16 protein-coding genes are annotated in these 22275 nt (G+C 67.3%); 8 read left to right on the top strand and 8 right to left on the bottom strand.

Features of this window, described 5'->3' with window-relative positions:
* Positions 1-3 precede the first annotated feature (3 nt).
* Positions 4-3414, bottom strand: a complete 3411-nt coding sequence (locus L880_RS33895; protein WP_043330995.1) for a PAS domain-containing protein — start codon at positions 3412-3414, stop codon at positions 4-6.
* A 196-nt stretch (positions 3415-3610) separates the two neighbouring features.
* Here L880_RS33895 and L880_RS0128940 point away from each other — a divergent pair, with 196 nt between their 5' ends.
* Positions 3611-4936: a voltage-gated chloride channel family protein gene (locus L880_RS0128940; protein WP_027478563.1), complete on the top strand. Its 1326-nt coding sequence runs from the start codon at positions 3611-3613 to the stop codon at positions 4934-4936.
* 15 nt (positions 4937-4951) lie between these two features.
* Here L880_RS0128940 and L880_RS0128935 read toward each other — a convergent pair whose 3' ends face one another.
* Together L880_RS0128935 and L880_RS0128930 are read right to left on the bottom strand one after the other, a co-directional pair.
* Positions 4952-6550 carry a methyl-accepting chemotaxis protein gene (locus L880_RS0128935; protein WP_027478562.1) on the bottom strand — a complete coding sequence of 533 codons (1599 nt, stop codon included), beginning with the start codon at positions 6548-6550 and terminating at the stop codon, positions 4952-4954.
* 162 nt (positions 6551-6712) lie between these two features.
* Positions 6713-7693, bottom strand: a complete 981-nt coding sequence (locus L880_RS0128930; RefSeq protein ID WP_027478561.1) for a Bug family tripartite tricarboxylate transporter substrate binding protein — start codon at positions 7691-7693, stop codon at positions 6713-6715.
* Positions 7694-7860: 167 nt separating this feature from the next.
* On the opposite strand from L880_RS0128930, the gene L880_RS0128925 reads away from it, so the two are divergent.
* Positions 7861-8667 (top strand): IclR family transcriptional regulator, encoded by an 807-nt coding sequence (locus tag L880_RS0128925; protein ID WP_027478560.1) that lies wholly within the window; start codon positions 7861-7863, stop codon positions 8665-8667.
* Between the two features lie 64 nt (positions 8668-8731).
* On the opposite strand, the gene L880_RS0128920 is transcribed toward L880_RS0128925, so the two are convergent.
* Together L880_RS0128920 and L880_RS0128915 are read right to left on the bottom strand one after the other, a co-directional pair.
* Positions 8732-9316, bottom strand: a complete 585-nt coding sequence (locus L880_RS0128920; protein ID WP_157463104.1) for an IPTL-CTERM sorting domain-containing protein — start codon at positions 9314-9316, stop codon at positions 8732-8734.
* A 195-nt stretch (positions 9317-9511) separates the two neighbouring features.
* Positions 9512-11863, bottom strand: coding sequence for a cytochrome P450/oxidoreductase (locus L880_RS0128915; protein WP_027478558.1), 2352 nt, complete (start codon positions 11861-11863; stop codon positions 9512-9514).
* A 158-nt stretch (positions 11864-12021) separates the two neighbouring features.
* Here L880_RS0128915 and hmpA point away from each other — a divergent pair, with 158 nt between their 5' ends.
* Together hmpA and L880_RS0128905 are read left to right on the top strand one after the other, a co-directional pair.
* Positions 12022-13245 carry an NO-inducible flavohemoprotein gene (gene hmpA / locus L880_RS0128910; protein ID WP_027478557.1) on the top strand — a complete coding sequence of 408 codons (1224 nt, stop codon included), beginning with the start codon at positions 12022-12024 and terminating at the stop codon, positions 13243-13245.
* 39 nt (positions 13246-13284) lie between these two features.
* Entirely contained in the window at positions 13285-13734 is a 450-nt protein-coding gene (locus tag L880_RS0128905) for an RrF2 family transcriptional regulator (protein ID WP_027478556.1), read from the top strand.
* Here L880_RS0128905 and L880_RS0128900 read toward each other — a convergent pair whose 3' ends face one another.
* On the bottom strand, positions 13735-14679 hold the full coding sequence (locus L880_RS0128900; protein ID WP_027478555.1) for a bifunctional helix-turn-helix transcriptional regulator/GNAT family N-acetyltransferase: 945 nt from the start codon (positions 14677-14679) through the stop codon (positions 13735-13737).
* Between the two features lie 100 nt (positions 14680-14779).
* Positions 14780-16360: a sensor histidine kinase gene (locus L880_RS33890; RefSeq protein ID WP_051443665.1), complete on the bottom strand. Its 1581-nt coding sequence runs from the start codon at positions 16358-16360 to the stop codon at positions 14780-14782.
* Between the two features lie 295 nt (positions 16361-16655).
* On the opposite strand from L880_RS33890, the gene L880_RS0128890 reads away from it, so the two are divergent.
* The 3 genes from L880_RS0128890 (at position 16656) to L880_RS0128880 (ending at position 18799) form a co-directional block, all read left to right on the top strand.
* A complete protein-coding gene (locus L880_RS0128890) occupies positions 16656-17426 on the top strand; it encodes a substrate-binding periplasmic protein (RefSeq protein ID WP_027478554.1) in 771 nt (256 codons plus the stop codon).
* Positions 17427-17453: 27 nt separating this feature from the next.
* Entirely contained in the window at positions 17454-18314 is an 861-nt protein-coding gene (locus L880_RS33885) for a substrate-binding periplasmic protein (RefSeq protein WP_051443664.1), read from the top strand.
* 155 nt (positions 18315-18469) lie between these two features.
* Positions 18470-18799: a hypothetical protein gene (locus tag L880_RS0128880; RefSeq protein ID WP_027478553.1), complete on the top strand. Its 330-nt coding sequence runs from the start codon at positions 18470-18472 to the stop codon at positions 18797-18799.
* 12 nt (positions 18800-18811) lie between these two features.
* Here the strand turns inward: L880_RS0128880 and L880_RS36760 are convergent, their stop codons facing one another.
* Positions 18812-21061: an EAL domain-containing protein gene (locus L880_RS36760; protein WP_051443663.1), complete on the bottom strand. Its 2250-nt coding sequence runs from the start codon at positions 21059-21061 to the stop codon at positions 18812-18814.
* A 177-nt stretch (positions 21062-21238) separates the two neighbouring features.
* On the opposite strand from L880_RS36760, the gene L880_RS0128870 reads away from it, so the two are divergent.
* A complete protein-coding gene (locus L880_RS0128870; RefSeq protein WP_027478552.1) occupies positions 21239-22198 on the top strand; it encodes a tripartite tricarboxylate transporter substrate binding protein BugE in 960 nt (319 codons plus the stop codon).
* Positions 22199-22275: the final 77 nt, after the last annotated feature.

The raw sequence follows: 22275 nt of genomic DNA, 5'->3' as shown, positions 1-22275 counted from the left end.
GCCTCACTGCGCAGACGCCGACACCACCCGGTTGCGCCCCTGGTGCTTGGCCTGGTAAAGCGCCTGGTCGGCCAGCGCCAGCACGTGGGCCGAGTCCTGGTGCAACACGGTCAGGCCGATGCTCACCGTGAGCCGCACCGGCACCGCCGAGCCCACGTCGATCAGGCAGTCGGCCACCGCGGCGCGCAGCCGCTCGCCAATGGCCAAGCCTTGCTCGGCGGTGGTGTGGGGCAGCAGAACGCCGAACTCCTCGCCCCCGAGGCGACCGGCCAGATCGCCCTCGCGCAGCAGGTGGTGCTGCAGCACCTGGGCGAAATGGATCAGCACCGCATCGCCCGCGGCATGGCCACGGCTGTCATTGATGTGCTTGAAGTGGTCCAGGTCCAGCATCAGGAAGCAGCCCTCGTCACCGCCCTGCATCACCGCCAGCACGGCCCGCTCCATCTGTTCGATGAAATGGCCCCGGTTGCTCAGGCCGGTGAGCGAGTCGGTGGCCGCCAGCCGCCGCAGGTCCTGTTCCCGGCGGCGGTGGCGGGTGATGTCTTGAACAATCCACAGCCGGCCTTGTTCGGTGCCCTCATCGCCCAGGCGGATCTGCTCGATGCTCAGCGTGCGCCCGTCGGGCAACTCGAGTTCCTGGCCACCCAACTGCCCCTCCAGGAACTGGCGCAGCGGCCGGCTGCGCAGCATGCAGCGCCCGATGCGTCGGCGCACCTCCACCCGCGACAGCCCGATCAATTCTTCCGGTGTGCAGCCGTCACCGACCAGCTCACACAGAGTCGGGTTCACGGTGAGCACCGTGCCGTCGGCGGCCTGTACCAGCACGCCGCCCGGGAAATGCCTGATCACCTCCAGCAACTGGACACGTGCCGCGCCCAGGGCCTGCTCGGACTGACGCTGTTCGGTGGTGTCCACCAAGGTCCATATCAGCGCGCCATCCGCCTGGGCGGGGTCCAGCAAGGTGCCGCAGATCGAGAACCAGCGCAGGGCGCCACTGGCCACGCGCAGCAGACTGTCCAGCTGCACCTCCTGGCCCGCTCGCACTGCCGGGTACTGCTGCCCGAACGCTTCGTACGAGGCCTGGTCGGGGTGGATGAAGCGGATATCGCGGCCCACCAGAGGCTGGCCCCCCTCCGAGAAGGTCTCGATCGCCCGCTGGTTGCACAACTGGATGTGGCCGTCCGCGTTGACGATGAACAAGATGGCGCCAGCATTGTCGAGCAGTGCTTGGCGCAATTGCGCCTCGGCCATGCGCTGGCTGATGTCGCTCAAGGTGCCGATCACCTGGGTGCCCGGCTGCTGGCCGTTTTGTGACACCCGGCCGCGCAACTCCACCCAGCGCCAGTCGCCGCCCTGGGTGCGCATGCGCAGCTCCAGCCCGAAGACCTCACCCAGCGCCAGGTGGCGTTGCAACTGCTCGATCACGCGTTCGCGCTCCTCGGGGTGCAGATGGGCCGCCCAGACATCGAAGCGGATCCGGCTTTCCTGGGCCGGGTGCTCCAGTATCTCCATGCAACGGGCATCAAGCTGGATGTGGTTCTTGGCGCTGTCCCAGCTCCAAAGCCCGTCGCGCACGGCAGCCACCGTCAGGCGCAGGCGCTCTTCGCTCTGGCGCAGGGCCTCCAGCACCTCATGGCGATCCGTCACATCCTGGCTGTAGCCATGCCATAGTGTGCCGCCATCGGCTTCGCGCTCGGGGTTGGCGCTGCCCGCCAGCCAGCGGATGCCGCCCCCCTCGAGCAGCAATCGGTACTCGCCGTGCCAGGGGGTCAGGTCGCGTGCGGACTGGGCGATGGCCTGTTCCATCGTCTTCTGGTCGGCCGGGTGGATGCGCCGTGCCAGGGGGGCGGCGTCGTGCAAAACCGATGACGCGTCGACACCGAACAGGCGTTCGATGCCCGGGCTCGCATACGGGATGCTGGCGCGTTGCAGGGGATCCAGCCGGTACTGGTACACCACCCCGGGTACCTGGGCCATCAGCTTGCTCAGGCGCTTTTGCAGCTCGTCGCGGGCGGCCTCGGTTTCCCGCTGGGTGCTGATGTCTTGCAGCGTGCCGTGCAGGCCCAGAGCAGCCCCGTCGGCATCGCGCCGGGTGCAGCGGCCGCGCCACTGGATCCAGCAGGCCCTGCCATCGCTGCTTTGCATGCGAATCACCTGTTCGAAGCGTTCGCTGGCGCCGCTCAGGTGGGCCTCCAGCGCGGTGCGGAAACGGCCCCAGTCGAGCGCATCGGCCCGGCGGGCCAGTCCGTCCAGGGTCGGCTCCAGCTCACCGGGCTTCAGGCCCAGGGTGGCGCTCAGCCGCGCGTCCAGGCTCAAGGTGCCGGTCGTCACATCCAGCGCCCAGGCCCCCAGGGCCCCGCCTTCCAGGGCCAACTCATAGCGCTGGTGTTGCAACTGCAGTGCGCCTTGCTCACGTTGAACCCGGGCAAACAAGCACGCGATCCAGGCGGCACTGGCCAGCAGCAAGGCGGTGGACAGGCCGTTGCGCAGCAGGCTGTCCCGGATGTTGCGCTGCACGCCGGCCAAGGCGGCGGCGCGGTCCAGCCCCACGCTCACCAGCATGGGGTAGTCGGACAAGCGCTGCCAGGCATAGAAACGTTCGATGCCGTCAATCGCCGAGGTGATCTGGTACTCGCCATGTTGGCGTTCCGGTCGCGCCATGAACTCGCGGCTGGCCGGCACGCTGCGGTTCATGCTTTGCTCTTCCTGGCGCGAGCGGGCCAGGTAGGCGCCGTCCTGATGCACCAGCAGGGCCACATCGTTGCCACCGGTCAGGGCTTCACGCAGCTTGGCAGACAGGTAGCTGGGGGGCACGGACAGCACCACCACACCGCTGAACCGCCCCTGACGCAGCACCGGGAAGGTGAACTGCAAGGTCCAGCGCCCCGAGATGCGCCCCAGCACCGGGTGGCTGATGAACAGGGCAGGGGGCTCGCCCCGCGTGTGGACGCGGAAATGCTCACGGTCGGCGATCGATACCGCCGGGCGAGGCGCGCCTTGAGTCTGGGTGGAGTAAACCACCTGGCCTGCGGCGTCGGCGACCGCGATCTGCACCAGGCTGCCTTCTGGAAAGCTCTGCATGGCGCTGCGCACGGCCTGCATGCGCCGGGCGTGCCCTGGGTCGGGCTCACCTTCCAGTTGGGCCAGGGTGCGGGCCAGGTAGTCCAGCCCCGCCACCTGGGTGCCGACCAGGGTGGCCATGGCGCTCGAGAGTTGCGCGGCGCGCAGGCGGGTCTGGGCTTGGGCGTTGAGCCGTTGTTCGGACTGTTCATGCAGCAACTGCACCCAGTACAGAACGCAAGCCAGCAACAGCACCAGCAAGGCGCCCCAGGTCATGCCCAGCCGGGGCCAGCGGCGTGCCGCGACGGCAGGGCCTGTCGAACCCTGGGCGGAGGGGTTGTCGGATGCGGTCAAGGTCGCAGGGGCTTTCAGGGCTCGGCCTCTTCGCAATTTGTAATTAGACGTTACGAGCATCCTACACCGTGCTGCGAGGCTTCTGCGTGAAGCCGGGGCGCCGGGTGTGACGGACTTCCGCAGGCCCTTTGTTAAGATTCCCCGGCGCCTGCTCCGGCGTCTGGATCGTCCTCTCCGCGCCCACACAAATCCCCAAATGAACGAGCAATTCGCACTTTTCCCGCTCACCCTGCGCTGGCTTTTGCTGGCGTGTGTGGTGGGCTTGTTGGCGGGTTCGGCCTCTGCCCTGTTTCTGGTCATGCTGGAGGCCGCCACCCAGTGGCGCGAGGCCCACCGCTGGATCGTCTGGGGCCTGCCCCTGGCCGGCTTTGCCGTGGGCTGGGTCTATCTGCGCGTGGGCCAATCGGTCGAGGCGGGCAACAACCTGCTGATCGATGAGATCCACGACCCGCGCCAGGTGGTGCCCTTGCGCATGGCGCCCCTGATCCTCTTGAGCACTGTCGTTTCGCACCTGTTTGGTGCCTCGGTCGGGCGTGAGGGCACGGCGGTGCAGATGGGCGGCTCGCTGGCCGACCAGATCACCCGCCTGCTGAAGCTGGAGGCCGCCGAGCGCCGCATCCTGCTGATGGCGGGCATCAGTGCGGGCTTTGCCTCGGTCTTCGGCACCCCGTTGGCCGGGGCCGTGTTCGCGCTCGAGGTGCTGGCCATCGGCCGTCTGCGTCACGATGCCCTGCTGGCCTGCGCGCTGGCCGCTGTGGTGGGTGATCAGGTCACCATGCTCTGGGGCGTGCACCACACCCATTACGCGGCCGGCCTGATCCCGGCCCTGGGGGCCTGGAGCGTGCTGGCCGTGCTGCTGGCGGGGGCCTTGTTCGGCCTGGTGGGCATGCTGTTTGCCAATGGCACGCATGCGTTGTCGGCCCTGTTTCGGCGCCACATCGCCTATGCGCCGCTGCGGCCGCTGCTGGGGGGCTTGCTGGTGGCGGCAGCGCTTTGGGGTTTGGACGCCTGGCGCTATGCCGGCCTGGGCATCCCGGTGATCGTGGAGTCGTTCCAGCATCCGCTGGCCCCGTGGGATTTTGCCGCCAAGATGGCGTTCACCATCGCCTCGCTGGGCAGCGGCTTCAAGGGCGGTGAGGTGACGCCGTTGTTCTACATCGGGGCCACCCTGGGCAATGCGCTGGCGCCGCTGCTGCAACTGCCCCTGGGCTTTCTGGCCGCGCTGGGCTTTGTGGCGGTCTTTGCCGGGGCGGCCAACACCCCGCTGGCCTGCACCTTCATGGCCATGGAGCTCTTTGGCGCCGACATCGGCGTCCATGCCCTGCTGGCCTGCGTGGTGGCCTATCTGTTCTCGGGGCACACGGGCATCTACCGCTCGCAGCGGGTGGGGCAGGGCAAATGGCGCCTGCCGGCTCTGCAAGGCCTGCCCGAGGGGCTCAAGTTGGGTGACATCAAGGCCTTGCGCGGCCAGCACAAAGCGCCCGTCACGCCCGCCGCTCCCCCCTCATCGACACCGGACTGAGCCCGGCGCCGGGTTTCAGCGCAGCAAGGCCTGGCGCGATCCTGCCTGGGCCAGGGCCGGTGCACCCTGGCGCAGTTTGAAGCGGCCCACCGTGTCGGCCAGGCGGGCGGCCTGCTCGCGCAGGCTCTGGGCCGCCGCGGCCGACTCTTCCACCAACGCCGCGTTCTGCTGGGTCATCTGATCGAGCTGCGTGACCGAGGTGCTGACCTGGCGGATGCCGTTGGACTGCTCCACCGAGGCGGCCGTGATCTCGCCAATGATGTCGCTCACCCGCTGCACGCTGTTGACGATGTCCTGCATGGTGCTGCCGGCTTCCTGCACCAGCCGGGTTCCGTCGCTCACCTTCTCGACCGAGGTGCCGATCAGGCCCTTGATCTCACGCGCGGCCTGGGCGCTGCGCTGGGCCAGGTTGCGCACCTCGCCGGCCACCACGGCAAAGCCGCGACCCTGCTCGCCGGCACGGGCGGCCTCGACGGCGGCATTCAAGGCCAGGATGTTGGTCTGGAACGCAATGCCGTCGATCACACCGATGATGTCGTTGATCTTGCGCGAGCTCTGGTTGATCTCGTCCATGGTGGTCACCACCCTGGACACCACCTCACCACCGCGCGCGGCCACCGAGGCCGCCGTGCTGGCCAGCTGATTGGCGGTGCTGGCCGCATCGGCCGACTGGTGCACCGTGGCACTCAGCTGCTCCATCGCGCTGGCCGTGGATTGGAGGTGCGTGGCCGTGTCTTCGGTGCGGTGGCTCAGGTCGGCGTTGCCCGAGGCAATCTCACCCGTGGCGGTGGCCATGTGGTCGGCCACCTGGCGCACATCGAGCAGCGTGGTTTCCAGGGCGGTGCGCATGCTCGACAAGGCCTGCAGCAGCTCGCCGGTCTCGTCGCCGCTGTGCACCTGGATCACGTTGCCGGACAAATCCATGTTGGCGATCTTGTGGGCCACCTCGCGGGCATCCTGCAGCGGGCGGGTGATGCTCAGCGAGATGCGCCAGGCCAGCAGTGCTGCCAGCAGGATCGAGCCGGCGCACAGCACCGTGAGCAAGGTGGTGGCCTGGGTGCTGGCCGAGCGGATGCGTTCGCCCGCTTCGTCCAGGCGCTGGCGTTGCCGCGACAACAGCTCCTTGATCTTGCCGTCGGTGGCCGTGGACACCGGCATGTACTTGTCGTTGAACATCTGCTCGGCACCGGCGGCGTCGCCTGCGGCCTTGAGCTTGTTGATCTCGTCGCGCACGGCCAGGAAGACCTTGCGGTGCTCGCCGATCTCGGCAAACAGCTGCTTGTCGCCTTCGTCCACCAGGCGCTCCTTGATCTGTTGCTGCTGCACGCTCGACTGCTTGCTGCCTTCGATGGCGATGGCACTGAACAGGGTGGCCAGGGCCGGGTCGCTGCTTTTCACCGTGGCGGTGGTGCGCTGCACGGCGTTGGTGAAGTTGCGGTACCAATCGCTGGCAATGCGCTCGATGGCCAGCGATTGGTCGAACATGGTGTTCATCTCCTGCGTGATGGCGCGCAGCTTGAAGATGCCGTACAGGCCGCTGCAAAGAAACAGCGCCAGGATGAGGCAGAGCAGGGAGGCCAGCTTTTTGGCGATCGACAGGCGGGAGGTGAACATCGTGCAGGGTCTGGGAGTGGAATGAAAAACGACCAGATCGTCCGGAGACGGTCTGGCCGATGCGAATCGTGGCAGCTGGCGCGCACCAGCCGCCTACAGCATGCTGCAGTCAAGCAATCACCGTGCCGGGATCTCGGCCACGGCAGGGGCTTGGCGGCAGGCTCAGTCGAGCGAGATGCCCTGATCCTTGATGATGCGGTGCCAGCGCACGGTTTCCTTGCGCAGCAACTCAGTGTATTCGCGCGGCGTGTTGCCCACCGGCTCGACACCGAAATCGATCAGGCGCTGTTTGACTGCGGGTTGGGCGATGGCTGCCGCGATCTGCTTTTGCAGCGAGTTCACCACCTCGGGCGGGGTGCCGGCCGGCGCCACCAGGCCCACCAGGGCGGCCGCTTCGACGTTCTTCAGGCCGATCTCGGCAAAGGTGGGCACATCGGGCAACTGTGCCAGGCGGGTCGGGTTGGCCACGGCCAGCGGGCGCACCTTGCCGGCCTTGATGAAGCCGGCGCCAGCGGCCATGTCGACCATCATGGCCGGGATCTGCCCGCCCACCAGGTCGGCCAGGGCCGGGGCGGCACCGCGGTAGGGGATGTGCACCAGGTGCAGCTTGGCCTCGACCTTGAGCATTTCCATGGCCAGGTGGTGCGGGCTGCCGGCACCGGCCGAGCCGTAGTTGATGCTGCCGGGGCGGGCCTTGGCCTTGGCGATGAAGTCTTTGGCGTCCTTGGCGTCAGAGCCCGGGCCCACCACCAGGATCATCGGAAAGCGCCCCATCAGCGTCACCGGGGCCAGGTCCTTGACCGGGTCGTACGACAGCTTGGAGTACAGCGCCGGGTTGAACACCATGGTGCCGTTGTCGGCCGACAGGATGGTGTAGCCATCGGGCGCCGAGCGCACGGTTTCGACCGCGCCGATGGCGGTGTTGCCGCCGGGCTTGTTGTCGATCACCACGGTCTGGCCACTGCTGGTCGCCCAGGCCTGGCTGATGGTGCGGGCCAGAAAGTCAGAGCCGCCCCCTGCGGGGTAGGGCACGATCCAGCGCACGGGCTTGTTCGGGTAGTTGGCCTGGGCCAGGGTGGGCGCGGCCTGGAGGCCCAGCAGTACAGGCAGGGCCAGCAGGCAGGCGCGGACAAATTTTTTCAAGTGGAGACTCCGGGAGGTGGGTACGGGGTGATGAATGGTTGTTGCGTAAGATTACTTCGCAATGCGTAATTTGCTGCTAGGGCTTTCACCAGGGGGCTGGAGGTTTCAGGCCCGGGGCCGTGCCTGCCCATAATGGCGTGTTGCCCGCCACACACAGGAACCCATTGATGAGTGAAGACCCGAGCCCACCCCGCACCCCCGAGCGACGCCAACGCGTGCAGTCGGCTGAAATGGGCATGGGCATCCTGAAGGCCCTGGCCCGCCTGGGGGGCACGGCCAGCCTGACGGCGGTGGCCACGGCCGTGGATGAAAGCACCGCCAAGGTGCACCGCTACCTGGCCAGCCTGATCCAGGAAGACCTGGTGGTGCAAGACAGCAGCACCCAGCACTACCGACTGGGGCCCGAAGCGATCCAGATCGGCCTGGCCGCCATGCGCCAGAACGACCCGGTGCGGCGCAGCGAGCCTGCCCTGATCCGCCTGCGCGATGAATTGGGTGTGACCTGCTTCCTGGCCATCATGGGCAATCTGGGCCCGACCATCATGCGCTTCGAAGAGCCGCTGCTGCCCGTCACCATCAATGTGCGCGCGGGTTCGGTGCTGCCGGCCCTGTGGTCGGCCACCGGGCAGGTGTTTCTGAGCACGCTGGACGACGCGGCACAGTGGCGCCGCCTGCAGGGCGAGTTGGCCCAGGCCAGCCCTGAGCAGCGGGCCCGCCTGGGCGTGCAGACGTTGGAGCAGTTGCGCGATCAGGTGCGGGCCCAGGGCTGTGCCATTGCCCGCGATTCATTGCTGCCCGGCATCAGCGCGGTGGCCGCACCCATCACCGACTACAGCGGCCGGGTGGTGGCGGTTTTGACGGCGCTCGGTGCCACCGGGGGTTTCGACCCCGGCCTGAACGGCCCGATTGCGCCGCTGGTGCTGCGCGAGGCCCGTGCCATCAGCCTGAGCCTGGGGGCGGTGACGGCGGGGTGAGTCCTTGCGAGGGGTCGTTCAGAAAAGTCCCTGCCGACGCAGGCAGGGGCCGGGGGCTTTTCGCTCAGAAAGTGCGACGTTGACGGCGTTGATTCAGAGCCACGCCCGCCAGCATCAGGCCTGCCAGGGTGATCAAGGCCCACTCGGAGAGTGTGGGCACCGAGGTGTTGGTCACCACTGGGTCCGCCGTGATCGTGAGGGTGAAACTGCCGGGGTTTCCCGTCCGTGTGGCGGATTGGCCTCCGTTGGACACTTGTACCCCGCCACCGTCGCCCGTGTAGAGGCGGATGCTGCGTGCGGGAGGGCCCGTCAGGCTGACGGTGATATCGAAGGCCGTGATGGTGCCTCCTGGATCGGTGCTCACCTGGAAGCTCCTGGCGGTGGCATTGGCCTGGGTGATCACATTGCCCTTTCCGTCGTCAAACGAGAACGCCGTGACCGAGGCATTCACATTCGAGTTGATGAGGCCGCCAGTCAGTTGCGTGGCCATCGTGAAGGAGCCACTCGCGTTGTCGGTGGTGGCGTACAACCTGGGGGCGGCCCCCCCGACCGAGGTGTAAGGGTTGGCGGTGATGCTGTAAGTCGCCGCGGCCCAACTGGTACTTGTGAACAGCAGGGCCAGCAAGGCCATCCAGAGCGTCTTTGTCACTCGTTGTTCTCCCGATGAGTGTGTGATTCGAAGTGTCTGTCTCGGGAGACGACGCCAACCGGCGGCCCCCGATCGGGGCCGCCGGCAGCACTTTTCTCCCTGAGCACCCTGCAATTGTTCAGATCGGGCGTTGATAAAGCGTTGAAAGCAAAAAGGCCCTTCAACGAAGGGCCTTGGAGAGGGGGTGGATGGGCCTCAGAGTTCCAGCACCAGGCGATCTCCACAGGCGCGTGAGCAGCACACCATCATGCGGTTCTGGGCCTCGCGCTCGCTGCGGGTGAGCACCACGTCGCGGTGGTCGATCTGGCCGCCCAGCACCCGCACCTCGCACGATCCACACAGGCCTTCGCCACAGTCGCTTTGCACATCGATGTTGGCGGCGCGCAGCACCGACAGCACCGTCTGGTCGGCGGGCACGGGCAGGGTCAGGCCCGAATCCTTCAGCACCACTTCGAAGGCGTGTTCGCGGCTCGGGTCCAGCTGGGTGGCCTGGGCGTGGAAGTGCTCGGTGTGCAGGCTGTCTTCGGGCCAGTGCGCGCCGGCCTCGGCCAGGGCCTGCAGCAGGCGTTCGGGGCCGCAGGCATACAGCTGGGTGCCGGGTGGGTGGGTGCGCAGCAGGGCGTTCAGGTCCAGGCGCAGGCCTTCGTCGCTGGCGTGCACCTGCAGGCGAGCGCCATGCTCGGCCTGCATGTCGGCCAGGTAGGCCATGTGCTGGCGTGAACGCCCACAGTAGTGCACCTGGTAGTCCATGCCCAACGCAGCGGCACGTCGGGCCATGGCGCGGATCGGCGTGATGCCGATGCCCCCCGCCAACAGGATCACGCGCTGGGCGCCTTCGTCAAAACGGAAGTGGTTGCGCGGGCCGCGGATCTTCAGGCGCTCGCCCACGCGCAGCTGCTCGTGCAGCCAGGCCGAGCCGCCGCGGCTGGCCGGGTCGCGCAGCACCGCGATCTCGTACACCGCGGCCTCGGCCGGGTCGCCGCACAGCGAATACTGGCGCGACAGGCCGGTGCTGCCGCATTCCACATCGATGTGGGCGCCGGGCGTCCAGCGCGGCAGGGGCTGGCCATCGACCGAACGCAGCCGCAGGCGCAAGGTGTCGGCGCTCAGGGGGGTGATGCTCTCCACCTGCACCGGGCGCGCTGCTGTGTGGCGCGAGGGCTCGCCGATGCGCACCGGCTGCAGGGCCTGGTGCACCTCAGGGCGGTGGTGTTCGGGGTTGGCGGCCGGGTCCCATTCCACCCACAGGTGCTCGGGGCCGCGGAAGGAGGTGTTGGCCACATAGCTGAAGCGCTGCTCGGCCAGGCGCATGTGGGGCAGGCGGCGGGCAAATTCGTCGATGAAGATCTGCAGCTCCATGCGGGCCAGGTTCTTGCCCATGCACTGGTGGGCACCGTAGCCGAAGGTCAGGTGTTCGCTGGCGTCGTCGCGCCGGATGTCGAACAGGTCGGCGTCGGCAAAGCGGTGTTCGTCGTGGTTGGCCGAGGCCATCACGATCAGCAGCTTGCTGCCCGCCGGAATGTCGATGCCGCCCACCTGCACGTCCCGCGTGGCCAGTCGCCGCCAGGCGGCCACCGAGCCGTTGTGGCGCAGGCATTCTTCCACCGCGCTGGGGATCAGGCTGCGGTCTTCGCACAGTTCGCGCCAGGCGCTGGGGTGCTGCAGCAGCAGCTTCAGTGCGTTGGCCGTGGCGTTGGCCGTGGTCTCGTGGGCGGCCACGATGCCCGCCATCATCATCGAGTGCAGGTACGAGTCGGTCACCACCTCGGGGTACTCGGCCTGCTTGCGGATGCCGTATTTCATCCAGCCCGGGCCGCTGGGGTCTTGCCGCATCTTGTCCAGGATCTTGCCGGCCAACTGCCAGAAGTTGCCCACCGCATGCGCCACCTTCACCTGCTCTTCAGGCCGGGGGCGGCCCCAGGTGTTCACGGTGTGGGCGATGGAGAACTGGCGCAGCTGGTCCATGTCCTCTTCGGGCACGCCCAGAAAGTGCAGGGCGATGGTCAGCGGCACCTCCCACAGCATCTGATCGACCAGGTCGGCACGGCCGTCGTTGATGAAGCGGTCGATGTACTCGCGCGTCACCCGCCGCACCAGGGGCTCGTGGTGCTTCAGGGCCTCGGGTGTGAAGGGCTCCATCAGCACACGGCGGCGCGCCATGTGGGCCGGCTCGTCTTCGTTCACCAGGGTGCGGTTCATGGCGTAGCCGTACTGGGCCAGCACGGCGTTGGCCTCGTCACCGGTGGGGGTGATCTTCTCCAGCGCGATCGAGGGGCTGAAGGTGATGTTGTCGCGGAACACCGCCTTGATGTCGTCATAGCGCGTCACCACCCAGTAGCCCAGCTGCGGGCTGAAGAACACCGGCTCCTGCTCGCGCGCCCAGCGCACGTACTCGGGCGGATCCTGCTGGTAGCCGTCCGAAAAGGGGTCGAAGGCGGCTGCCGCCGGGCTCACCGGGCAGCCGGTGGGCGAGCGCTGGCCCATCAGTGCGGCATGGTCGATCGGGCAGCGGGCGGCGGGGGCCGCAGTGTCTTGTGGGGTGGTCATGGCGCCGTGGGTGTTTTGAATTGCGTAAATATAGTCCGCAATGCGTAATTCGTGAAAAGTAAAAACCCTGAGAGCGCAGTGCCCGCAGGCGCACAGGGGTTTTGGTTGGAATGGCGTTTTTAAAATGTAAGATAAATGCATCTTTAAAAGGAAGCCCCATGCTCGACACCCAGACCCGCAGCCTCGTCAAAGCCACCGCCCCCGTGCTCAAGGAGCATGGCGTGGCGCTGACCCGCCACTTTTACGCCCGCATGTTCGAGCACAACCCTGAGCTCAAGGCCATCTTCAACCAGGGCCACCAACGTTCGGGCGCCCAGCAGCAGGCGCTGGCCATGGCGGTGGCGGCCTACGCCGAACACATCGACAACCCGGGGGTGCTGGCACCGGTTCTGCAACTGATCGCCCACAAGCACGTGAGCCTGGGCATCCGCCGCGAGCACTACGCCATCGTGGGCCGGCATCTGCTGGCCTCGATCCGCGAGGTGCTGGGCGCCGAGGCCGCCACCGACGAACTGATTGCCGCCTGGGCTGCCGCCTACGGCCAACTGGCCGAGCTGCTGATCGGCATGGAAGAGGGCCTGTACCAGGCCGCCGCCACCCAGCCCGGCGGCTGGACGGGCTGGCGCGGCTTTCGCGTTCAGCGCAAGGTGGCCGAGAGCGACGAGATCACCTCGTTCTACCTGGTGCCCGCCGATGGCGGCCCGGTGCCCGGCTTCGTGCCGGGCCAGTATGTGAGCGTGCGCGTGCCGGTGCCTGAACTGGGCCTGCACCAGCCGCGCCAGTACAGCCTGTCGGCCGCGCCGGGTGAACAGGCCTTGCGGATCTCGGTCAAGCGCGAGGCCGGGCAGGGGGGCGAGGCGGCCACGCCGGCCGGCATGGTGTCGAACGTGCTGCACACCCAGGTGCAAGAGGGCGACCTGATCGACGTGGCCCCGCCCATGGGCGACTTCGTGCTTGATGATCAGGCCGAAGCGCCTGCCGTGCTGATCAGCGCGGGCGTGGGCATCACCCCCATGATGGCCATGCTGGAGCACCTGGTGCAGCGCGCCCCGCAGCGGCCCGTGCACTTTCTGCACGCGGCGCGCCACGGTGGGGCCCATGCCTTTGGCGCCCGGGTGCGCGAGCTGGCCGGGCGGCACCGCGCCCTGCAGGCACGCATCCATTACGAACACCCGCGCGCGCAGGATCAGCTCGGCCAGCATTACGACCAGGCTGGCCGCATCGAGCTGTCGGCCGAGCAGGTGAGCGTGCTGGGCGCCAACTCGCAGTACTACCTGTGCGGCCCGCGCGGCTTCATGCAGGCGCAGCGCCAGGCCCTGCAGGCGGCGGGCGTGCCCGCGGCCCACATCCATGCCGAGGCCTTCGGCACCGGCGGTGTCTGAAGGCGTTATGCTGCCTGGGCCCTTCCACACCGTGTCACCATGCAGCTCACGCACTTCACCGACCTGGGACTGCGCGTCCTGATGTACCTCACGCATCAGAAGCGCGACACCCCCGCCACCATCTCCGAGATCGCCCAGCAGTTCGAGGTGTCACGTCACCACCTGGTCAAGGTGGTGCACTTCATGGGCCAGCACCAATGGCTGGCCACCACCCGGGGCAAGGGCGGCGGGCTGGCCCTGGCCCTGCCGCTGCACGAGTACCGCCTGGGCGACGTGATCCAGAGCCTTGAGGGCGTCACCCAGATGATCGATTGCGCCGACCCACCCTGCGCCCTGGCCGGGCGTTGTCAGCTCAAGGGCATGCTCGACCAGGCCCAGCGAGCCTTTTTTGCCAGCCTCAACCAGTACACCCTGGCCGACATGGTGGCCTCGCCCACGGGTGAGGCCATCGTGCGCCTGGTGGGGCGCTCGGTGCCGGCTGCGGCCTGATCACAGATCGCGCGCCCACACCTGGCCCACCAGGTCCTTGCCAAAGCTGTGGTGCTTGTCCTCTTCGATCAACTCAAAACCGGCGGCCTGGTAGATGCGGCGCGCTGACACCAGGATGTCGTTGGTCCACAGCACCATGCGCCGGTAGCCCTGAGCCCGCGCAAAGCGCAGGCACTCGTCCACCAGGCGCCGGCCCAGGCCCAGGCCGCGCGCGCTGGCATCCACGTACAGCATGCGCAGCTTGGCCGTCTCGTCGTCCTGCTTGACTACAAACACCGAGCCCACCACCTCGCCCTCGCTCTCGGCAATCCAGCAGCGCTCGCGGGCGGGGTCGTGGGTTTTCACGTACTGCCCCACGATCTCGGCCAGCAGGCCTTCGAAGGTCCAGTCCCAGCCGTACTCTTGCGCGTACAGCTCGGCCTGCTTCTGGATCACGATGCCCAGGTCACCCGGGCGGGGGTCGCGCAGGATGAAGGCCTTGGCGGGCGCGTCGCTATCGCCCAGCAGGCGGCGCACCTGGGTCATGGCCCCCACCAGTCGGGCCTGCTGTGCCTCGCTCAGGGGTTGCAGCAGGGCGGCCACTTCGGCGGCTGAGGCGGCCTCCAGGCCTGCGAACACCGTGCGGCCTTCGTCGGTCAGGCGCAGGGCCAGGCGTTTGCCGTGGTCGGGCGAGGCCTCGCGCTGCACCAGCCCGCGCTCTTCCAGGCTGCTGATGAGCCGGCTCAGGTAACCCGGGTCCATGCCCAGATCACGCCCCAGTTGCGCGGCCGAGGCCGGGGCCTGCGCCGGGGCATGGGCCATCTCGTACAGCAGGCGCAACTGCGGCAGGCTGTAGTCCGAGTGCAGCACCCGGTCCCCCAGCGCCCCCACCAAACGGGTGTGAAAACGGTTGAACTGGCGCACCGCCACGATGTGCTCAGGAAGGATGTTGGCCGTGTTTGTCATGTTTATATATTGCTAATGGCTTGATAATGTTGCCAAAAGCAATACTGTGAGTCAAGCGACCCACTCGGACCAGCCCAACGGGCGAGTTCAACGAGTCACTTCAATGCTGGCTGGGTGGGGCGTCGGGGCCGCCGTCGGCCCGCGCAGGGGCCGTCAGGGGCAGCCTGAAGCTGAAGCAGGTGCCCTGACCCAGCTGCGAACTCACTTCCACCTGGCCGCCCAGCAGGCCCGACACCAGGCCGAAGACGATGCTCAGGCCCAGGCCCGAGCCGCCCTGGCCCAGGCGGGTGGTGAAGAAGGGGTCAAAGATGCGGGCCAGGTTCTCCGGCGCCACACCGGCGCCATCGTCGCTCACCTTGATCAACACCTCGTCCCCTTCCTGCCGGGCCCAGAGGGTCAGCAGGCCGCCGCGCTCGCCAAAGGCATGGATCAGGGCGTTCTCGTACAGATTGCTCACGATCTGGCTGATCGCGCCGGGGTGGCTCTCCATGCGGATGCCGTCCGGTATGTCGATGGCGTAGCGGGACGGGCCATGTTTGTGCACCACCGAAATCGTGGTCAGCGTCTCGCTGACCAGCTCCTTCAGATCAAAGCTGCGCCGGCGCAGGCTGGTCTGGTCCACCGCCATCTGCTTGAAATCCTGCACCAGTTCGGCCGCCCGGTTCAGGCTGCCCAGGGCAATGCCGATGCCTTCGTCCAGATGGCCCACGAACTGATCCAGCTGGGCGCGGGTCAGGCCCTTGGCCAGCGTGGCCTTGAACGCGCGGCTCTGGTCGGCCATGGTGCTCAGCACCAGCACACCGTTGCCGATGGGCGTGTTGAGCTCGTGGGCCACCCCAGCCACCAAAGCGCCCAGCGAGGCCAGCTTTTCGGTCTGGATCAAGCGCTCCTGCGTTTGGCGCAGGTGGTCCATGGCGCCCTGCAGTTCGGCATGGGCCTGGCGCACTTCGGCGGTGCGGCTGTTGACCCGCTCCTCCAGCTTCTCGACAGAATGAGCCAGCGAGGCCCGCATGAAGTCGAGCTGCTTGGCCAGCACCCCGAACTCGTCTGGCCGCAGCAACGGCAAGGCGGTCTGCAGATCACCGGCCGATATCCCGGCCGCGCTGTGGCCCAGGCGCGAGAGGGGGCGCAGCACCCGCCGATGCAGCCACAGCCCGATCAGCAAGGACGAGGCCACCAACTGGCAGCCCACCACCCCGGCCAATACCCAGGCCGAGTTCCAGGCCTCCTCCTGGGCTGAGGTGGTGGCATACGACAGGCGCACGTCGCCCAGCCGTTCGCCATCCTTGTCAATGTTGCGGGTGATCTCGATGCGGCTGCCCTTGCCCGGGTTGGGGTGCTGAAACGACAACAAAGTCTCGCCATCGGCATCGCGCACTTCGACCGACACGATCGATGGGTCGGCCACCACCGCCCTCACCAGGGGCCAGCCCGTGTCGATGGCCACGTTCCACAGAGGCAGCACCAGGCCGGCCTTCAACAGGTCGGCAAATTGCTCGGCCCGGGCCCGGGCATTCACCTCCACCGCTTTTTGCAGGTTCAGACTCAACAAGATCAGGGTGGCCACAGCCGCCGGGATCAGCAGGGCCAACAGCAGTACCACGAACAGGGGCCGGCGCAGGCTTTTGCGCGGGGCGGCAGCAGGGGCCAGGGCCGGGTCCAGGGTTTGACGCAAGGTCATGACGACGATGGCCGGATCGGCGCGCGCAGACGCGCCCGCACCAGCAGGTGCGAATCCGGGTCCAGGGCCTGTGGAGGACACATCGGCAAATTGTTGCCTTGCGTTCTGGTGCGGTCAATTGGTGTTGCCAGGGGCTGGCTGCAAAGTGATGACGTTGATCAAACAGGCCGATCTTGGCGTTTGCCCCTGCTTGTCAAATGGGCCGCAGCGGCGTTGAATGGCAGGGCCATCGGATGCCGTGATCCACGGTGGGGGCCCTTGCAGATCCTGTCAGTCAGCAACACCCGATCCAGCCATGAACCTTGTCGCTTCTTCCCTGGCACTGCTGCTCATGCTCGGGGGCATGGGCAAAGCCCTGGCCGCCGGCTGGCTGCTGCGCACGGCTGTGCAGGAGGGCTCTGCCCCCAAATACCTGGTGGGCCCGCCCGGCAAAGGTGGCGCCTCGGTCGGCGGGCTGTGCCCCGATATCCTGCGGGCCATCGAAGGCGTCGACCCTGATATCCGCTTCGAGATCGATCCCACCCCCACCCCGCTGCGCCGCATCGAGAAATCCCTTGAGGACGGCCGGCTCGACGTGGTCTGTGCCTTGCTCGACACCGCCAGGCGCCACCACATCGCCCACCGCCTTTCCACCCCGGTGTACTCGGTGCGTGAACGCCTGGTGGCTTTGCGTGAAGACACACGCAGCCCCAAGGACTTCGAAGAGCTGGCGCGCTCCGGCGGTCTGGTGGCCACCCAGGCCGGGGCCAGCTATGCCGACAAGCTGCGCCAGCATGGCGTGGCCGTGGACGAGACCGACACCGTGGCCGCGCTGCGCAACATCGCGCGGCGCCGGGTGCGTTATTACTACGGCAACGAGCTCACTTGCGTCTACTACATCAAGGCCGTGCAGATGAGCGCCGAACTGGGACTCGTGCCGGGGGTGATGGGCGAGACCCCCAGCCACTTCTGGGCCGGCAGGCACCTGGAGCCTGCCCTGGTCAGGCGGCTTGAAGCCGCCTTGCTCAAACTCAAGCGAAACGGATCCCTGGAGCGCATCTACAACCGCTATGCCGAGATGCGTTGAGGGGCCTGCTTCGACAAGGGAGACAACATGCAGCACCGTCAGACACAGCCGGCATTCAGTGCCCGGCGCAGCGTTCGCCGCTTCACCACGGGCATGCCGGTGTCTGCGCTGGCCCTGGCCGGGCTGGTTGCCACCGGCCTGCTCACACCCGCCCAGGCCGCCTGCACCCACATGCGCGTCGGCGCCGACCCGGCCTACCCGCCGCTGCACTGGTACGACGGCCACCAGATGCAAGGGGCCAGCGTCGACATCGCCCGGCGCGTGCTCGACGAGCTGCACATCCCCTACGAAGTCCGCTATCTGGGCCCCTTCACTCGCATCATGAAGCTGGCCGAGCGTGGCGAGCTCGACATGGTGGCCACGCTCAAGAAAACCCCCGAACGCGAGCAGTTCCTGCTGTTTCCCAAAACGGCCGCGCTGTCCAACCCGGTGGCGGTGTTCCAGGCGCGCGACCGCGCCTTCAGCTTCCAGTCCAGGCAAGACCTGGTCGGCCACCGCGGGGGCATCACCCGTGGCAACCGCTTTGGTGGCGACGTGGACGACTTCATCAGGGCCTCGCTCGAGATCGAAGAGGCCGACACCCCGGAGAGCAATTTCAACAAGCTCAAGGTCGGGCGCATCGACTACTTTCTCACCGGCTATTTTGTCGGCATGGCTTTCCTGCTCAAACGCAGCGATGAGGCCAGTTTCGTCGTGCCCCCAACCTACCTGGCCGACACCCCCAACTACCTGGCCCTCACGCTCAAGGGCGCATGCGCCGACAGGCTCGACGCCATCGAGGCCAAGCTGGCCCAGCTCAAGAAAAGCGGCGCCCTCGACGAGATCATCAAGGCCAACCTGGCGCGTTGGCGCTCCAGTTCGTTGGCGCGGGAGAGCACCGCGCCTTGAACACGCCCCAGGCCGCCTGAGTCTGCTGCCCGGGCCTTCGCGCCCCTCCAGATTCTTTACCTGGCCGCTACAAACAAGCCGTCAACAAGGGCTTGGCATGCGCCGTTGTCATCCTCGGGAGCAGTCTGATTCCCACCCCTATCGAGGAGCAAAGCATGTCAAACAAATCCCTGGTCACCGTTCTTTCCCTGCTTGTCATCTGCGGCGCCGCGGGGGCCCAGACACCGGCCCAGACCTGGAAAGAGACCCATCCTCGGCGTGCCGAGGTCAATGCGCGTCTCGACCGGCAAAACGCACGCATCCACCGCGAGGTCAAGAGCGGCGAGATCACGCCCCAGCAAGGCGCAGCCCTGCACCGTGAAGACCACCAGATCCGACAGGAAGAGCGCTTGATGGCCTCGCAAAACGGCGGCCACATCACCAAGGCCGAGCAGCACGCCCTCAACCAGCAGGAAAACGCCGTCAGCAAGCAGATCGGCCGATGAGCCGGCGCGGGCTCAACCAACGGCCTCCAGGGGCCCGGCCAGCGCCAGGCGCTCGAAGATCGCCAGTGGCACCGGCCGGCTGAACAGATAGCCCTGGTAGGCGTGGCAGCCGATCTGCTGCAGAAAACGCTGCTGCGCCGCTGTTTCCACCCCCTCCGCAATCACCGGCAGGCCCAGGCTCTGGGCCAGGGTGACGATGGTCTTGGCGATGGCCGCATCGTGCGCGTCGTGCAGCAGGTCGCGCACAAAGGACTGGTCGATCTTGAGCTGGTTCAACGGCAAGCGCTTCAAGTAGGTCAGTGAGGAGTAGCCCGTACCGAAGTCGTCCAGCGAAAAGCCGATGCCATGGCCTTGCAGGGTCTGCATGGTGGCGATGATCTCGTCCACATCGTGCACCAGCAGGCTTTCGGTCAGCTCCAGCTTGAGTCGGCGCGGGTCAGCCCCGGTGTGTTGCACCACCTCCAGCACCATGGCCACGAAGCCCGGGTCGCGAAACTGCTTGGCGCTCATGTTCACGGCCAGGCTCAGCTGGCCCAGCACGGGCCGGCCCGCCCAGCGGGCCAACTGCTCGCAGGCCGCCTGTAACACCCAGTGCCCCAGCGGCACGATCAAGCCGGTGTCCTCGGCCAGGCCGATGAACTCACCCGGCGGCACCAGGCCGCGCACGGGGTGCTGCCAACGCACCAGCACCTCAGCGCTCAGCAGCTCCCGCTCAACGTTCACCTGGGGCTGAAAATGCAGCACAAACTGCTGCAACTGCAGTGCCTGATGCAGGTCGTCTTCGATCTCGGCCCGTTGTTTGGCCATCGCCTCCATGGCCGGGTCAAAAAAGCGCACCGCCTGCCGCCCTGCGTCCTTGGCCCGGTACATGGCCAGGTCGGCCTGCTTCATCAGTTCGTCCATCGAGGTGCTCTGCCCTTGGAACAGGGTGGCACCGAGGCTGGCACTGCTGTGGTGCACAAAGCCCCTCAAGGTGTACGCCTGGGTGAGGGAGCGCAGCAGTCGCTCGGCAATCGCCTCGGTCGCGCTGGCCGCGTCACGGGCCGTCTCGCCCAGGCCCCCCAGCACCATCACGAACTCATCGCCGCCGATGCGCGCCACCGTGTCGTCGGGGTGCACCGCGTTGCGCAAGCGCTCGGCCACCTGCTGCAGCAACAGGTCGCCCATGTCGTGGCCCTTGGTGTCGTTCAGGGTCTTGAAATGGTCCAGGTCGATGAACATCAGGGCCGCGTACTGGCCGGTGCGCTGGCTGACGGCCTGCGTCTGGCGCAGCCGGTCCAGCAGCAGCACCCGATTGGGCAGGCCGGTGAGCTGGTCGAAGAACGCCAGGTTGTTGATCTGCGCGGCCGAGCGTCGCTGCTCGGTGTCGGCCGCCAGCAACTGGCGCTGGGTTTCGGCCAGCCAGCCCAGCACGCTTTGCTTGAGGTGGGCCTCCACAGGGATGGGCTCGCCAAAGTCGCCGCGGCCCAGGCGCTCGATCTGGCGGTGGATGTCTTCGATCTTGCCGCCCAGCGTATGGTGCAATGCCCGGTAGGTCTGCCACAGCGTGAAGCCCAGCAGCAGGCCCACCCCCGCAAACACCCACCGCACCAGCACCGCAAAGTGCGCGGCCTCCTGGACGGCTTGCGTGGTGCGCAACTCCACCATCTCCTGAAACTCGGCGATCGGCCGCATGATGCGGGCCTTGGCCTCGTGGTAGGCCGCGTCGTGCAACATCGCGATGGCGCGCAGGCGGCGCGCCGCCACATCGCCACCGGATGCTTCGATGAGCACCATCGCGGCCAACTCGGTGCCGGTCAGCGCGTCCGAGTTGGCCTTGGCCTCGGCCAGCTTGGCGAACTCGGCCTGTGTGAAGTGGGCCTGTTCCATCAAGCTCAGCAGCGGCACGGCGGCACCTGCGGCCCGTGGCCGGGGCCCGTTGCCCTGCACCAGATCCCAGTAGACATTGCGGTAATCGAGCGGGCGGGGGCTGAGGCCATCGCGGATGGCCAGGATCTCCATGTAGTACTTCTCGTAGACCAGGTCGCCCGTGGCCACATAGGTGCGCACCATGCGCGTGAGGTCGTCCGACGACTGCCGCAGCTCCGCGGCCAGCCCCAGCGACTCCAGGCGTTCTTCATTGGCCTGGTCGATCGCTTTTTCTGCCGCCACGTAGTAGACGAACAAGCCCATGAACAGCAGCGACATCACCAGCGTGATCCACAGCGACTGGTGGAGGCGGGTCAGGGCGGGGTGGCCTGTGGCGACAGAACGGGCGTTCATGGTGTGGTTGCGAAATGTAGCAAGAATGCGGCCTGCTGCTGTAAAGGCGGGCACCCGACGCCACGCGCGCGCCCGGTTCCGGGCGCGTGGTGCGATCTGGCGGCATACTGATCTGGCTCGCATTTTGCGTAAGCTCCGTACCTGCGCTGCAGGCTCATTCAAGGATTGCGCCCTCCCATGCAACGACGTCATCTGCTCACTCTGGCCGCGGCTGCCGCCGCCAGCCAGACCCCGGCCTTGGCCGACACCCGCCCCCTGCGCCTGGTGGTGCCTTTCCCGCCCGGCGGGGCCACCGACATCACGGGCCGCGCCATCAGCGAGCCCCTGGCGCGGCTGCTGGGGCAGCCCGTGGTGGTCGACAACAAGGGCGGGGCAGGGGGCTCGATCGGCATGGCCGAAGTGGCCCGCGCCGCACCCGATGGGCTCACCCTGGCCGTGGCCACCGTCTCCACCCATGGCGTCAACCCGGCGGTCTACAAGAAGCTGCCCTACGACCCCATCAAAGACTTCGCGCCCGTCACCGAACTGGTCAAGGCCCCGGGCGTGCTGGTGGTCAACGCCGGCCTGCCGGTGAAGGACTACGCCGAGTTCCTGCGCTACCTCAAGGCCAACCCCGGCAAGCTCTCGTACGCCACGCCGGGCACCGGCACCATCGGCCACATGTGGGGCGAGTTGTTCAAGAGCGCCACCGGCACCTTCATGCTGCACATCCCCTACCGGGGAGCCGGCCCCGCGCTCAACGATGTGGTGGGCGGGCAGGTGATGGTCTACTTCGATCAGGTGGCCGCGTCGCTGCCGCACATCCAGTCGGGCAAGCTGCGCGCGCTGGCCGTTTCATGGAACAAGCGCCTCGAAGTGTTGCCCAACGTGCCCACCTACGGTGAGCTGGGCCTCAATGTGTGCAACGAACCTTCGTGGTTCGGTCTGGTGGCCCCGGCGGGCACGCCCAAGGCCGCCATCGTGCGCGTGCAGGAGGCCGTGGTGCGCGCCCTCAAAGAGCCCGCCGTGCGCGAGCGCCTGGCCGGCCAGGGCCTGTTTGCCACAGGCACCAGCCCCGAAGAGTTCGGCGCCGAGATCAAGTCCGAGATCGAGAAGATGCAGCGCGTCAGCGCCTACGCCAAGATCACGCTAGACTGAACCCGGTAACCACCTGGCTGGCGCCGAAGCAGGATTGAATTCCTGCAACTCGCGCGTCTGCGGTGACGCGGGCCCAC

The sequence above is a fragment of the Curvibacter gracilis ATCC BAA-807 genome (assembly GCF_000518645.1).
Classification (GTDB): Bacteria; Pseudomonadota; Gammaproteobacteria; order Burkholderiales; family Burkholderiaceae_C; genus Curvibacter; species Curvibacter gracilis.
This window is presented reverse-complemented; position numbering and strand designations above follow the sequence as displayed.

Bases quoted from the DNA above. Each gene is read 5' to 3' on its own strand.
- hmpA (WP_027478557.1), top strand. From the start codon at position 12,022: ATGCTCGACACCCAGACCCGCAGCCTCGTCAAAGCCACCGCCCCCGTG.
- L880_RS0128940 (WP_027478563.1), top strand. From the start codon at position 3,611: ATGAACGAGCAATTCGCACTTTTCCCGCTCACCCTGCGCTGGCTTTTG.
- L880_RS0128900 (WP_027478555.1), bottom strand. From the start codon at position 14,679: ATGACAAACACGGCCAACATCCTTCCTGAGCACATCGTGGCGGTGCGC.
- L880_RS36760 (WP_051443663.1), bottom strand. From the start codon at position 21,061: ATGAACGCCCGTTCTGTCGCCACAGGCCACCCCGCCCTGACCCGCCTC.
- L880_RS0128915 (WP_027478558.1), bottom strand. From the start codon at position 11,863: ATGACCACCCCACAAGACACTGCGGCCCCCGCCGCCCGCTGCCCGATC.
- L880_RS0128935 (WP_027478562.1), bottom strand. From the start codon at position 6,550: ATGTTCACCTCCCGCCTGTCGATCGCCAAAAAGCTGGCCTCCCTGCTC.
- L880_RS0128925 (WP_027478560.1), top strand. From the start codon at position 7,861: ATGAGTGAAGACCCGAGCCCACCCCGCACCCCCGAGCGACGCCAACGC.
- L880_RS33885 (WP_051443664.1), top strand. From the start codon at position 17,454: ATGCAGCACCGTCAGACACAGCCGGCATTCAGTGCCCGGCGCAGCGTT.
- L880_RS0128905 (WP_027478556.1), top strand. From the start codon at position 13,285: ATGCAGCTCACGCACTTCACCGACCTGGGACTGCGCGTCCTGATGTAC.
- L880_RS0128870 (WP_027478552.1), top strand. From the start codon at position 21,239: ATGCAACGACGTCATCTGCTCACTCTGGCCGCGGCTGCCGCCGCCAGC.
- L880_RS0128890 (WP_027478554.1), top strand. From the start codon at position 16,656: ATGAACCTTGTCGCTTCTTCCCTGGCACTGCTGCTCATGCTCGGGGGC.
- L880_RS33890 (WP_051443665.1), bottom strand. From the start codon at position 16,360: ATGACCTTGCGTCAAACCCTGGACCCGGCCCTGGCCCCTGCTGCCGCC.
- L880_RS0128880 (WP_027478553.1), top strand. From the start codon at position 18,470: ATGTCAAACAAATCCCTGGTCACCGTTCTTTCCCTGCTTGTCATCTGC.